This window comes from Bradyrhizobium sp. KB893862 SZCCT0404, from assembly GCF_018130885.1.
In the GTDB taxonomy this organism is placed as follows: domain Bacteria; phylum Pseudomonadota; class Alphaproteobacteria; order Rhizobiales; family Xanthobacteraceae; genus Bradyrhizobium; species Bradyrhizobium stylosanthis.
Map to the genome: position 1 here is coordinate 194,541 of NZ_JAFCLT010000001.1, position 12,808 is coordinate 207,348.

Annotated in this window: 12 protein-coding genes and 1 pseudogene; 9 read left to right on the top strand and 4 right to left on the bottom strand. The window is 66.2% G+C overall.

The annotated features are described in order from the left end of the window. Positions 1 to 61: 61 nt before the first annotated feature. From JQ617_RS01020 to JQ617_RS01040, 5 genes and pseudogenes are all read left to right on the top strand, one after another. Positions 62 to 259 carry a hypothetical protein gene (locus JQ617_RS01020; RefSeq protein ID WP_212023714.1) on the top strand — a complete coding sequence of 66 codons (198 nt, stop codon included), beginning with the start codon at positions 62 to 64 and terminating at the stop codon, positions 257 to 259. A 126-nt stretch (positions 260 to 385) separates the two neighbouring features. Continuing rightward, positions 386 to 1,114 (top strand): GntR family transcriptional regulator, encoded by a 729-nt coding sequence (locus tag JQ617_RS01025; protein ID WP_212023715.1) that lies wholly within the window; start codon positions 386 to 388, stop codon positions 1,112 to 1,114. A 50-nt stretch (positions 1,115 to 1,164) separates the two neighbouring features. After that, positions 1,165 to 2,405: pseudogene (locus JQ617_RS40330) on the top strand (MFS transporter). Between the two features lie 22 nt (positions 2,406 to 2,427). After that, a complete protein-coding gene (locus tag JQ617_RS01035; RefSeq protein ID WP_212023717.1) occupies positions 2,428 to 3,321 on the top strand; it encodes an amidohydrolase family protein in 894 nt (297 codons plus the stop codon). A gap of 121 nt (positions 3,322 to 3,442) precedes the next feature. Then, positions 3,443 to 4,366 carry a PhzF family phenazine biosynthesis protein gene (locus tag JQ617_RS01040; protein WP_212023719.1) on the top strand — a complete coding sequence of 308 codons (924 nt, stop codon included), beginning with the start codon at positions 3,443 to 3,445 and terminating at the stop codon, positions 4,364 to 4,366. A gap of 154 nt (positions 4,367 to 4,520) precedes the next feature. On the opposite strand, the gene JQ617_RS01045 is transcribed toward JQ617_RS01040, so the two are convergent. Then, a complete protein-coding gene (locus JQ617_RS01045) occupies positions 4,521 to 4,982 on the bottom strand; it encodes a DUF488 domain-containing protein (RefSeq protein WP_063682527.1) in 462 nt (153 codons plus the stop codon). Between the two features lie 35 nt (positions 4,983 to 5,017). Beyond that, on the bottom strand, positions 5,018 to 5,854 hold the full coding sequence (locus tag JQ617_RS01050) for a DUF72 domain-containing protein (RefSeq protein ID WP_212023721.1): 837 nt from the start codon (positions 5,852 to 5,854) through the stop codon (positions 5,018 to 5,020). A gap of 103 nt (positions 5,855 to 5,957) precedes the next feature. On the opposite strand from JQ617_RS01050, the gene JQ617_RS01055 reads away from it, so the two are divergent. From JQ617_RS01055 to JQ617_RS01070, 4 genes are all read left to right on the top strand, one after another. Next, positions 5,958 to 6,335 carry a hypothetical protein gene (locus JQ617_RS01055; protein ID WP_212023723.1) on the top strand — a complete coding sequence of 126 codons (378 nt, stop codon included), beginning with the start codon at positions 5,958 to 5,960 and terminating at the stop codon, positions 6,333 to 6,335. 105 nt (positions 6,336 to 6,440) lie between these two features. Further along, entirely contained in the window at positions 6,441 to 6,641 is a 201-nt protein-coding gene (locus JQ617_RS01060) for a hypothetical protein (protein ID WP_212023725.1), read from the top strand. A 238-nt stretch (positions 6,642 to 6,879) separates the two neighbouring features. Continuing rightward, complete coding sequence (locus tag JQ617_RS01065) at positions 6,880 to 8,013, top strand: glycosyltransferase family 2 protein (protein ID WP_063682531.1); 1,134 nt, start codon at positions 6,880 to 6,882, stop codon at positions 8,011 to 8,013. 6 nt (positions 8,014 to 8,019) lie between these two features. After that, positions 8,020 to 9,522, top strand: coding sequence for a glycosyltransferase family 39 protein (locus JQ617_RS01070; RefSeq protein ID WP_212023727.1), 1,503 nt, complete (start codon positions 8,020 to 8,022; stop codon positions 9,520 to 9,522). Between the two features lie 198 nt (positions 9,523 to 9,720). On the opposite strand, the gene JQ617_RS01075 is transcribed toward JQ617_RS01070, so the two are convergent. Together JQ617_RS01075 and JQ617_RS01080 are read right to left on the bottom strand one after the other, a co-directional pair. Continuing rightward, positions 9,721 to 11,607 (bottom strand): CHASE2 domain-containing protein, encoded by a 1,887-nt coding sequence (locus JQ617_RS01075; protein ID WP_212023729.1) that lies wholly within the window; start codon positions 11,605 to 11,607, stop codon positions 9,721 to 9,723. A gap of 88 nt (positions 11,608 to 11,695) precedes the next feature. Then, positions 11,696 to 12,217, bottom strand: coding sequence for a FecR domain-containing protein (locus JQ617_RS01080; protein WP_063682534.1), 522 nt, complete (start codon positions 12,215 to 12,217; stop codon positions 11,696 to 11,698). Positions 12,218 to 12,808: the final 591 nt, after the last annotated feature.

A 12,808-nucleotide genomic window follows, 5' to 3' on the forward strand; every position in this document is an offset into this window, starting at 1 on the left:
CCGCTCCTGCACTCTGGAAGGCCGAACCATCGATCTTCCGTTTGTCATGCGGAGAAAACTGATGACCAGATTGCCCGTTGTTGTGGCCGCCCTGATCGCCGCCGCCGTCTATCAAACCGAAGCCGCTTCCGCCCGCGACGCTGCTTCGCGGCGCGCCCAGTCTCAGGCGATGGCGGATTGTGTGAGGGCTCCGGCGGTCGGCGCATATGCCTCAGCGCCCTATACGCGGCCGCCCTGCCTGCCGAAGGCCGCAAACTGAGATGCGGCAAGGCCGGGCCGGCGGCCTCCGCCGGTCCGGCCTCGCAATCGGAGCCTCTCAGCCTCTCCGGTTGCGGTGTCATGGTAGTCCTTGACTCCCATCTCATATAGTCATCTATATGACTATATGAATTCAGCGCTCGACGACCGCCTGCCACGTTACCAGCGCCTGCGCGACGACCTTGCCGCGCGGATCAACCGCAATGAGTGGCGGCCGGGCGAGCCCATCCCGTCCGAGGCCGAGCTTGGCGCCCATTACGGCGTCGCCATCGGCACCGTGCGCAAGGCGATCGATCAGCTCGTCAGCGACAATGTGCTGGAGCGGCAGCAGGGCCGCGGCACCTTCGTGCGCCGCGCGCGCTTCAATTCCTCGCTGTTCCGCTTCTTCCGCTTCCAGTCGGAGAGCGGCGAGCGACGCGTGCCGAAGAGCCGCATCATCCGGCGCAAGAGCATCGCTGCGACGTCGGCCGTTGCCTCCGCCTTGCGCATCCCCGTCGGCGAGCCCGTGATCAGCCTGTCGCGCCTGCGCCTGATCGACGATGTGCCGCTGCTCGCGGAAGAGATCTGGCTCCAGCAATCACGTTTCGCGCCGATCCTCGACATCGACACCGCCGAGTTCGGCGACCTCTTGTATCCGCTCTATGAGGAGCGCTGCGGCGAGGTCGTGGTGTCCGCCGAGGAAATCCTGACGGTCGAGAGCGCCAACGAGATGCAGGCGCGTCTGCTCAGGCTCGATGCCCATGCCCCGCTGATCGTGATCGAGCGCCTCGCGCTCGACCTCGAGCGGCGGCCGATCGAATGGCGCCGTTCGCGCGGGCCGGCCGACCGCTTCCGCTATCACGCCGAAATCCGGTGAGGCGGTCTTTCAACGACATCAACCAATAAACGAGTACAGGGGTAGGAAACATGTCGAATTGGTACAGCGAGAGCTCGCCGCTGGAGAGGCGCACGTTCTGGGCAAGCTTTGGCGGCTGGGCGCTGGACGCGCTCGACGTACAGATGTTCGGCCTTGCCATCCCCGCGCTGATTGCGGCCTTCGGCATCAGCAAGGCTGATGCGGGCCTGCTCGGCTCGATCACGCTGTTCTTCGGTGCATTCGGCGGCTGGTTCGGCGGCGCGCTCGGCGATCGCTTTGGCCGCGTCAAGGCGCTCCAGATCACGGTCGCCACCTTCGCGCTCGCGACGTTCGCCTGCGCTTTTGCGATGACCTACACCCAGCTCCTCGTTCTGAAGGCGATCCAGGGCCTCGGCTTCGGCGCCGAATGGGCCTGCGGCGCGGTGCTGATGGCCGAGATCATCCGGCCCGAGCATCGCGGCAAGGCGCTTGGCTCGGTGCAGAGCGCCTGGGCGGTGGGCTGGGGCGCGGCCGTGCTGCTTTCTGCGCTGGTCTTCACCTATGCGCCGGCCGACATCGGCTGGCGGCTCCTGTTCGCGCTCGGGCTGCTGCCGGCACTCCTCATCATTTTCATCCGGCGCGGTTTGAAAGAGCCGCCGCGTGCGGTCGCCGCCGAGAAGACGCCGTTCCTCGCCACGCTCTCCGGCATCTTCCATCGCGACGTGCTGCGCGCGACGCTGATCGGCGGCCTGTTCGGCATCGGTGCCCATGGCGGCTATGCCGCGCTCACCACTTCCTGCCGACATATCTGCGCGAGGTGCGGCATCTGTCGGTGCTCGGCTCCAGCGGTTATCTCGCCGTCATCATCGTCGCCTTCTTCTGCGGCTGCGTCACCAGCGGTATCATCAGCGACCGCATCGGGCGCCGGGCCAATGTCGCGTTCTTTGCCACTGCCTGCATCGTCACCGTGCTGATCTACATCTTCGCGCCGCTCACCAATGGACAGATGCTGGTGCTCGGCTTTCCGCTCGGCTTCTTCTCCGCCGGCATTCCCGCCAGCATGGCGGCGCTGTTCAGCGAGCTCTATCCCGCCGGCGTGCGCGGCACCGGTGTCGGCTTCTGCTACAATTTCGGCCGCATCGTCTCGGCTGCGTTCCCGTTCCTGGTCGGCTATCTCAGCGACCATATCGGCCTCGGGCCGGCGATCGGCATCGATGCGGCCTTCGCCTATTCGCTGGTTCTGATCGCGGTGCTGATGCTGCCGGAGACGCGCGGCAAGGTGTTCGAACAGACCGCGGCGACGCGCGCCTGAGGCGGGATGGGGAGAATTTGCCATGACATTTTCCCGGCGCGATCTCACGCGCCGCCGGTTCGGCGTGGGTCTCGCCTCGCTTGCCGCGGCGGTCGCGATCACGGCCAGAAGTGAGGCGGCCTTGAGGACGATCGACACCCACGCTCATGTGTTTCACCGCGGGCTCAAGCTCGCACCGGGCCGGCGCTATGCGCCCGACTATGACGCGCCGCTCGCGCTCTATCTGAAGCAGCTCGATCAGAGCGGCATGACCAACGGCGTGCTGGTGCAGCCGAGCTTTCTCGGCACGGACAATTCCTACCTGGTCGAGTGCCTGACACAGGCGAAAGGGCGGCTGCGCGGCATCGCCGTGGTCGATCCTTCGGTGTCCGCGGACGAGCTGCGCACGTTCGACCGCGCCGGCGTTGCCGGCATCCGCCTCAACCTGGTCGGCCAGCCCTTGCCCGATCTCGCGGCTGCCGAATGGAGGGCGCTGCTCGGGCACGTGAAAGCGCTGGGCTGGCAGGTCGAGATCCAGCGCAACGCGTCCGATCTCGCCGTGCTCGCGCCCCGGCTGCTCGATCATGGCGTTTCCGTCGTGCTCGATCACTACGCGCTGCCCGATCAAAAGCTCGGCGTCGCCGATCCCGGCTTCCAGTCGCTGCTGAAGCTCGGTGCGACGGGAAACGTCTGGGTCAAGATCTCGGCGCCGTATCGCAACGGGATGGCCGGCGAGGATTTTGCGAGGCAGGCCTATCCGCTGCTGCGCAACGCCTACGGTCCCGATCGCCTGCTGTGGGGCAGCGACTGGCCGCACACGCAGTTCGAGGCAACGCAGACCTACGCGAAGAACCGGGAATTCCTCGATAGGCTGATCGCCGACAAGGACGAGCGCGCGCAAGTTCTCGCATCGCCACGGCCGCTGTTTCGCTTCTGAGGCGTCTTCCGCCATTGCTCCGATTGCTCCGAATTTTGGGGCATGACGAGCGACGTTTTCGGCTTGTAGACTGCCGCGCGATGCGGCCGGTCGCGGCCGCGACTTGCATGGGGAAGTGCAGATGCAGCGCCGCTACGTCACCGTCGACGTGTTCACCGACCGCGCCTTCGGCGGCAACCAGCTCGCCGTGGTGCTCGACGCCGGTGGTCTCTCGACCGCGCAGATGCAGGCGATCGCGACCGAGTTCAACTATTCCGAGACGACCTTCGTGCTGCCGCCGCGCGACAACGCCAATGATGCCGAGGTCCGCATCTTCACGCCGGTGCGGGAGCTTCCGTTTGCGGGCCATCCCAATGTCGGCACCGCCTTCGTGCTGGCGAGTCTTGCCAGGGAGCCGCGGCCGCGCCTGCTGTTCGAGGAGAAGGCGGGCCTCGTGCCGGTCGAGATCGTGCGCGAGCAGGGCCGGGTGGTCAGTACCGAGCTCACCGCGCCGCAACCGCTGTCGCGGCTTGCGGAGGTCTCCGCCGCTGACGTTGCGGCCTGTATCTCGTTGGCGGCTGATGACATCAAGGTCGATCGCCATGCGCCGCAAGTCGTCGGTGTGGGAACGCCATTCCTGGTCGCGGAGGTGCGTTCACGCGAAGCGCTGCAGCGGGCGAGGCCCGACGCTGCGGCTTTCGGCAGGGTGTTGCCGCGCGATGGGGCTTTCTCGGTGTGGTTCTACACGCGCGATGTGCCCGCGTCGGAGTCGTTCAGCGACCGGCAGGCGCGGATGTTCATGCGCGGCACCAGCGGCTTTGCCGAAGATCCCGCTACTGGCAGCGCGACGGTTGCCGCGGTCTCGCTGTTTGCCGAGCTCGATCCGACGCGCGACGGTGAATTGAAGCTCACCATCGGCCAGGGCTTTGACATGGGCCGGCCCAGCATCCTGCGCACCCGCGTGCGCAAGCAGGACGGCAAGATCGTCTCCGCGCATGTCGGCGGCAGTTGCGTGCAGATGATGGAAGGGACGTTTAGGCTGGCCGGGGCAGACCCGTCATCCTGAGGCGGGAGCTCTTGCGAGCCTCGAAGGATGACCGGCCGAGATGTAACGTCGGTGGCACGCCGTCGTCCTTCGAGGGCCGCTGAAGAAGCGGCCACCTCAGGATGACGGCAACGGCTAACGTCATCGCCCGGTCCTGCCTTGGACCGGCAGACCACTACACCTGCCGCCCCGCCAGATTCTTCACCGTCACGCCATCGCGCTCCTCGATGATCTCCGCGATCATCTGGCGGTGGCAGTGGGTGTGGTCGCGCTCGTAGCAGAGCAGGCACACCGGGCCGGCCTTCTTCACCAGCGCCGAAAGCTCGTCCATCTGTTCGCGGGCCTCCGGCGTCTTCAAGTGCTTTGAGAAGATCTTCTCCAGCACGTCGTATTGCCCGCTGCGGGCGGCGAGGCGGCCCTCCTTGGGCGTGCCGAGCGCGGCGAGATGGACATAGGCGATGCCGCGCTCGTCGAGGCCCGCGGCCAGCTGGTTCTTGGAAAAGCCCGGGCGCCGCGACGACGTCACCGCGCGCACGTCGACCACGAGCTTGACGCCGGCTCCTTCCAGCTCGTCCAGCACCGCCTTGGGCGGCGTCTGCTCATAGCCGATGGTGAACAGCTTCTTCGCCTTGGCCATGGGGCACCTCGGGTCATGACATGAGAGGTCGTCTTTCAACTCACCCGCGCGATCAGTTCCATGGCGCCATGGGGTGCGCGCACCTTGCCTTCGTGGATGACATAGGCAAACACGTCGCGCGGCTCCTTCTTCGGTTTCGTCTTGTCAACCTTCGGCAGGTCGTCCGGTTCACTGCCCGAGGCCCAGGCCTGAAAGCGCTCGGCCCAGGCATCGAGCTGCTTCGGCGGATAGCAGGTCTTGATCTCGTCATTGCCCTTCTGCAGGCGCGCATAGACGAAGTCGCCGGCAACGTCGGCAATGGCGGGATATTTGCCGTGCTCGGCGAACACCACGGGCGTCTCGAACTCGCGGATCAGCGCGACGAAATCCGGCGTGCAGAAGCTGTCGTGGCGGACCTCGACCACGTGGCGCAGCGCGCGCCCGTCGAGCTTGCGTGGCAGCAGCTCGAGGAATTTGCCGAAATCGGCGCCGTCGAATTTCTTGGTCGGCGCGAACTGCCACAGCACCGGGCCGAGATGATCGCCGAGTTCCAGCACGCCGGAATCATAGAACCGCTTGACGGAGTCGCCGGCCTCCGCCAGCACGCGACGATTGGTGGCGAAGCGCGGTCCCTTCACCGAGAACACGAAACCCTCGGGCACCTCGCTCGCCCATTTGCGAAAGCTCTCCGGCTTCTGCGAGCCGTAATAGGTGCCGTTGATCTCGATCGAGGTCAGCTTCGAGGCGGCATAGGACAGCTCCTTCGCCTGGGTCAGCTTCTCCGGATAGAACACGCCGCGCCAGGGCTCGAAGGTCCAGCCGCCGATGCCGATGAAGATGTTGCCGGATTTTTTGGACGCGGTTTTTGCTTTGGCCACGGGAGGTTCTCGCATCGACGAGGGAGGGACCTCATCCTAGTCAAACCAGTTGTGATTGGCCAGTTGCGGCGTCCCGTTTAAGCTCGCGAAAAGATCGTCTGCGCAGAAGGAGAACAAGATGCGGATGCTGATGGTGGGAGCGGCGCTCATGGTGGTGACATCTGCTGCCATGACGTCAGGTGTTCTGGCTGACGATGACGATAAGAACGCGCAGAAGCTCGCCATGCAGGGCCGCGACGATTACTGGCATTGCCTGGCGCGGGAATATTCGCGCGACAGCAATCAGGGCCTGTCGGAGCAGGATTTCGGCCGCTCGGTCGCGAGCGCCTGTCCGTCCGAGCGGCAATACTACCGCGTCGCCTTGCTGGGCTATCTCACCGCGCAATATCCCGACATCGATGCCGACGCCCATCTCGCGACCGCGAACAGGGCGGTGGCGTCGGCGCAGAAGGACATCGTAACGGCCTTCGCGAAGCACAGGCCGCCGACGAAGTAGGGCGTCGCTGCTCGCGATTCGCCGCGCGCCATTTGCCCGGGGCTCTTCCGGCCTCGCGCTCATCCGTGGTATCACTCGCCGCATCTGGAACGGGGATGGGTTTCCATGGCGTCTGAGTCGGTGGGTGGCATTCTGGGCGCGATCGTCGCGGCGATCGTGCTCGCGGTCGCCGTCGTCTTCGGGCCAATCGGCCAGTACGGCAAGCCGCCCAGGCCGGCGAAGGTCGAGCCTGCGCCCGCCGCGGCGCCCGCAGCCCCCGCCGCGCCTGCGCCGCGCGGGCCGATAATCAAGGAAGTTCCGAACTAGTCCTGAAAAGGGGGCCTTTGCCCCCTTGAAAAGCGGTTTTCCGTCCCCATTTAGGTTCTAACGGCGACGTCGAGAGAAACACTCCGGCGCTGGAACGACCTTGGAATAGCTTGGGCCTGCGCCGGATGTACGCGCGGTCCGCCGTTCCGGGGTCGTTGGCATTTTGGGGCCCTTTTGGCCCGCTCCCCTGGAAACCCCGGCTTGGCAGTTCAGGACGCGGCGGATATACGCTGCCGTCATGAATGAAGCGATCAGACCGGGCTCCGACCATCCGCAGCAGGCCCAAGAGGGGCCGGAACTGTCGGTCATCGTCCCGACCTTCAACGAGCGCGACAACGTCACGGTGCTGTACCGGCGCCTGGAGGCGACCCTTGCCAACGTCGCCTGGGAGGTCGTGTTCGTCGACGACAATTCGCCTGACGGCACCTGGGACGTCGTGCGCGGCCTGGCGCAGCAGGACAGCCGCGTGCGCTGTATCCGCCGCATCGGCCGCCGCGGACTGTCGGGTGCCTGCATCGAAGGCATCCTGGCCTCCAGCGCGCCCTTTGTGGCCGTGATCGACGCCGACCTCCAGCACGACGAGACGCAGCTGCCGAAGATGCTGCTGCTGCTCGCCAGCGACGAGGCCGATCTCGTGGTCGGCAGCCGCTATATCGAGGGCTACAAGAGTGAAGGCTTCAACAAGCAGCGCGCCGGCGCCAGCGCGCTCGCGACCGAGGTCGCCAGGAAGATGCTGCGGGTCGAGATCGCCGATCCCATGAGCGGCTTCTTCATGATCCGCCGCGATCGTTTCGAAGAGCTCGCGCCGAAGCTGTCCGTGCACGGCTTCAAGATCCTGCTCGACGTCGTCGCGACCGCGCATGGTGGTCTGCGCGCCGTCGAGATTCCCTACACGTTCGGTGCCCGCCAGCACGGCGAGAGCAAGCTCGATTCCATGGTCGCGCTCGACTTCCTCGGCCTCGTGCTGGCCAAGCTCAGCAACGACATCGTCTCGCTGCGCTTCATCCTGTTCGCCATGGTCGGCGGCATCGGCCTCGTGGTGCATCTCACGACGCTGTTCCTCGGACTTCAGCTGTTCAAGGCGCCGTTCGCCGAGGCGCAGGCCGCCGGCGCGATCGTCGCCATGACCAGCAATTTCATCCTCAACAACTTCCTCACCTATCGCGACCAGCGGCTGAAGGGCTTTGCGCTGCTGCGCGGGCTGATCGCCTTCTACATCGTGTGCAGCGTCGGTCTGCTCGCCAATGTCGGCGTCGCCTTCTCTGTCTACGACCAGGAGCCGATCTGGTGGCTGGCCGGCATGGCCGGCGCGCTGATGGGCGTGGTGTGGAACTACGCGATGTCCGGACTGTTCGTCTGGCGCAAGAAATAGCCTGGGATGGGCGGGGCTGACGCGCGGATCGTCCGCAACACCGCGCTGGTGATTCTCGCGCTGGTGGCCTTGCGGCTCGTCACGGCCGCGTTCACGCCGATCACCTTCGACGAAGCCTACTACTGGATGTGGTCGCAGAACCTCGCCGGTGGCTACTACGACCACCCGCCGATGGTCGCCTACGTCATCCGCGCCGGCACCATGATCGCCGGCGACACCGAGCTCGGCGTCCGTCTCGTCTCGATCCTGCTCGCGCTGCCGATGAGCTATGCGGTCTATCGCTCCGCGGCGATCCTGTTCGGCGGGGCGCGCGTTGCCGCCACCAGCGCCATCCTGCTCAACGTGACCATGATGGCCTCGGTCGGCACGCTGATCGTGACGCCCGATGCGCCGCTGCTGGTCGCCTCCAGCTTCGTGCTGTTCTTCCTCGCCAAGGTGCTGGAGACCGGCCGCGGCGTCTGGTGGCTCGCGGTCGGCGCCGCCGTGGGTGCTGCGCTGCTGTCGAAATACACCGCGATGTTCTTTGGCGCCGCCATCCTGATCTGGCTCGTTTGCGTGCCGAAGCTCAGGCGGTGGTTTCTCTCGCCCTGGCCCTATCTCGGCGGTCTCGTAGCGCTGGCGCTGTTCTCGCCGGTGATCCTCTGGAACGCCGATCACCAATGGGTCTCGTTCGCAAAGCAGCTCGGCCGCGCCAGGATCGAGGACTTCCGTCCCGTCTACATCGCCGAGCTGATCCCGACCCAGATCGCGTTCGCAACCCCGCTGGTCTTCATCCTCGGCGCGATGGGGCTGCACGCGCTGACCTGGCACCGCGCCGGCGCGCTGGCCTCGCGCGTGCTGATCGAGACGATGTTCTGGACCATCGTCGCCTATTTCGTCTGGCATTCGCTGCATGCCCGCGTCGAGGCCAACTGGTTCGCGCCGGTCTATCCGCCGTTCGTGGTCGCGGCCGCGGCCGCCGCCAACCTCGTGCAGTGGAAGCCGCGCGCGCGGCGCCTTGCGGATTTCTGCCTGCGTTGGGCCGCGCCCACGGGCATCGTGATGTTCGCCGCGCTGATCCTGCAGGCCAACACCGGCTGGCTCTCGGGCTATCGCCGCGATGCCACCGTGCGCAGCGTCGGTGTCGGCTGGCGCGAGCTCGCCGCGGGAATCGAAGCCGAGCGCGTACGCAATGGTGCGACCTGCGTGCTCGCGCCGGATTACGGCACCACGGGCTGGCTCGCCTTCTACCTGCCGCGCGGCACCTGCGTCGTGCAGCAGAACCAGCGCATCCGCTGGGTCAACATGCTCGAGCCGGATGCGAAGCTGCTTGCTGGCAAGCTGCTTTATGTCGACGAGCTGCGTGCAGGCGGCAATCCCGCCCTCAACGAGCTCTTTGCCAAGGTGACGCAGGTCGCGCAATTGCAGCGCAAGCGCGGGCCGCTCGTGGTCGAGACCTACGGCATCGATCTGCTCGAAGGCGCCAAGGGCGACGTGCTCGACCGCTCCCCGCCGCCGGAAGCGCGGTAGGTCTCTATGTCGTCCCGGCCTAGTGCGCAATTGCGCACGGAGGCCGGGACCCAAACCGCGTGATCTATCGATCGGCGCAGGTGACGGTACCGCGCGAAGACGTTTCACTGCAGTCTTCGTCAAACTTCTGCTTGTGGTTATGGTCCCGGCCCCCGTGTGCAATTGCGCACTAGGCCGGGACGACGGCGGAGTGTTCGCTCACTCCATCATCTCGGCCCCGGCCGCGGCCTGGCCGGGCTTGCTCTCGTCGCGCCAGAACCAGACTGCGACCGTGCCGGAGCGGCCGCGGACCTGCGTGCGCAGCGGGCCTTTCAACGAGCTGTCGGGATCGCCGAGGAAATCGGCTGCGTCCAGCAGCGTGTCGCTCAGCGCGAGCCGCGCGCCGTTCTGGGCCGCGACCTCCATCAGCCGGTTCGCGACGTTGACGGTGTCGCCCGTCGCCGTGATGTGCTGATGGCTGCCGCCAAGGCGCGAGGCGACGATCGGCCCGCAATGCGCGCCGATCTTGAAGCCGAGCTGATCCCCGATTGCAGGCGGCAGCGACGCGATCCAGGACGCGACGCTGCGATGCAGCTCGATGGCGCATTTGAGCGCGCGCGCCGCATCGTCGGGCCTCGCGCCGGGCAGGCCGAACAGGATCATGGCGCCGTCGCCGAGGAAGCTCGTGACGATCCCGCTGCACGCGGTCGCCGCCATGTCGATCCGCGCGTGAAACGCGTTCAGCATGTCCCGTAGCGCGTCGGGATCGATCCGCTCGCTCAGCGCGGTGAAGCCGGAGAGATCGATGAAGACCACGGCTGCTTCCTGCCGGACCGGCTTCGCCAGGAAATCGGGATCCCGCGCCAGCCATTCCTGCACCGCCGGCGCCTGGAACTGCGCCAGCGACTGGCTCTTGGCGGTGAGATATTGCGCCTTGCGGCCGCCGACCCAGAGCTGAACACCCGCGAAGACCGCGACCGGCGGCACCGTCGCGGCCAGCGTTGTCGCGGCATTCAGCCAGAGGCCGTGCGTGAAGGCGAACAGATTGAGCCCGGCCCAGGCGATCATCACGACGGCCGCCGCCAGGATGCCGAGCGCGCTGCGGCGCCAGGCGAGCAGGCCCACCAGCAGCACCGGCAGCAGGATCGCGGTGAGTGCATCGACGACGTGAACCTTGTGGTCGCGCACGATGCCGTCGCCGGCGACGAGATGCGTGATCGCGGTGGAGATCACCTCGACGCCCGGCATCAGGGAATCGAACGGCGTCGGATAGAAGTCGCCGCCGCCGGCGACCGAGGCGCCGATCACGACGATGCGATTCTCGATCGCCGCGCGATTGAGCGTGCCGTCGAAGATGCTCTGCGCGCTGACGGTGCGGATGGTGCGGCGCGGGCCGTAATAGGTGATCGGCAGCGCGAAGTCGCTGTCGGTCGGCACCGCGCGATCGCCCAGCATGAGACGATCCGGCGCGATCGTCAGCGGCTTGTCGAGCGCGCGCGTGGCGACGCGCAAGGGGAATGAGAGCTCGACCTTGTCATGCGTCCGGAACAGCATCGGCACCGAGAGCGGCGAGCCCGACTGTCCGGTGGCGACGTTGACGACGCCGACCTCGGCGTGATCGGCAAACGCCGGCAACGGCAGCAGGAAGCGCTCGGCCTGCGGCAGGACGGCGAGGGGGCCGTGGCTGCTGGGGGCGACCGCCTCGCTTGCGCTCGGGAAGATCGCCGCGGCGGCAAGCACCATCGGGCCGGTGGCGAGCGTACTGGCCAGCGTGGCATCGCCGATCGCAGCGCTGCGGTCGACCAGCAGGAGGTCGATGGCGATCACCTTCGGCTTGAACTGCACGATGGTATCGACCACGCGGGCGAGGTCGGCGCGCGGCAGCGGATAGCTGCCGCCGCGTTTGACGACGGTGTCGTCGATCGCGACGATGGTGACGAGATCAGGCGGCGCCTGCACGCCGCGAACCTGCGTCCGCCAGTCCGTCACCGTCGCCTCGAGGCGGTCGAGAAAGCGCAGATGACCGTTGGCGTGCGCGGCATAAACGCCGGCGCCCCACAGCGCGGTGAGGACGAGAGCCACCAGGATCTGAACGCGTCTAGTCATTAGTACTGCAATCTTCTTTGTCGCCCGAGCCTTGCTGCGCGAGCCTCAATCGTCTTGGTCTCAAACACCCGGGCTTATTGACCCAGTCCTATTGGCCCAGCCTTGCCATCAGCGCGTCGACGCGCGGCTGGCCCCATGTCTTGACGGTCAGCGGGCCGGCGGCCTCGACATCGACGCCTTCGCCCGGCCCGAGCACGACGCCGCGTCCGCCGCTCCTGCGGGAGACGCCGACACGGCCGTCGGCGACGAACACCGCGGTTTTGGCCTCCGTGACATCGACGGCCCATTTCGTGCCGCGGACCGCGGCGATCGCCCGTGGCGTCAGCACCTTGAAGGGATTGCCGCCGGGCTTTTTGGGCACTTCGACCAGCAGCGCCTGGCTGCTCAACTCAACGGAGTCAATATGTCCGTCGCGGTTGGCGTCCTTTAGTTCAAATCTGGCGCCATTCTCCGCGACAATGGTGATGCCGTTGTCGCAGCGCCAGGTCTGCGTTCCGGCCGCGGATGGTGATGGCGTGCACCCGGCACGGGCCTGCTGCGCGGCCGCGTAGTCCACCAACAACAACGACCACGCCAGGGCGAAAAGCCCGGCCCGCGCGATCCCTCTCATGCCAGCCTCCCGGTTACGTGCTCGGCACAGTTCAAGGCGATGCTGATACGGTACCGTATCACACGCAGAGGCTGCTGAAAAGTGCCGCTCTACCAGCTATTTTCGCAGTGCGGCAATTTCCAGCTCGGCGCAATCAACTCTCAGTCACGGTGCCGTGCTGCGTGAGCGCCGGCCCTCTCTCGCAAGCCGGGCGAGGCGAGGATGGAGATGGCGCGCACCAGCTTCGGGCAATGCTTCCCCGTTATCGTTCGGGCATTGAAGACCACGAAAATGACTTGGTTCGATGTGCCTTAAGAGGCGGCCGGAGAGGTCCGCTGAGCATGCCGATCCAGCCGAGAATTATAGTTAACAAACGCGCCTAAGCCCGTAGTTCTGCGGACTTTTTTCTCGAAATGGGACAGCGTTAACCCGGTGCCCCACATCCGCCCGAACTTAATCTGCATTTAACTAAAAGTCGCCTTAATGACGCTCCGACCCTCTGCGAAATGCTGGTTCCGGATCGTGACCAGCGGCACTTCGAAGGGGGACTGAGTGACACCGTCCTGGACGCAAGGCGAATGAGTACGAGTATCGCTGCGCAGAGTAACGCGG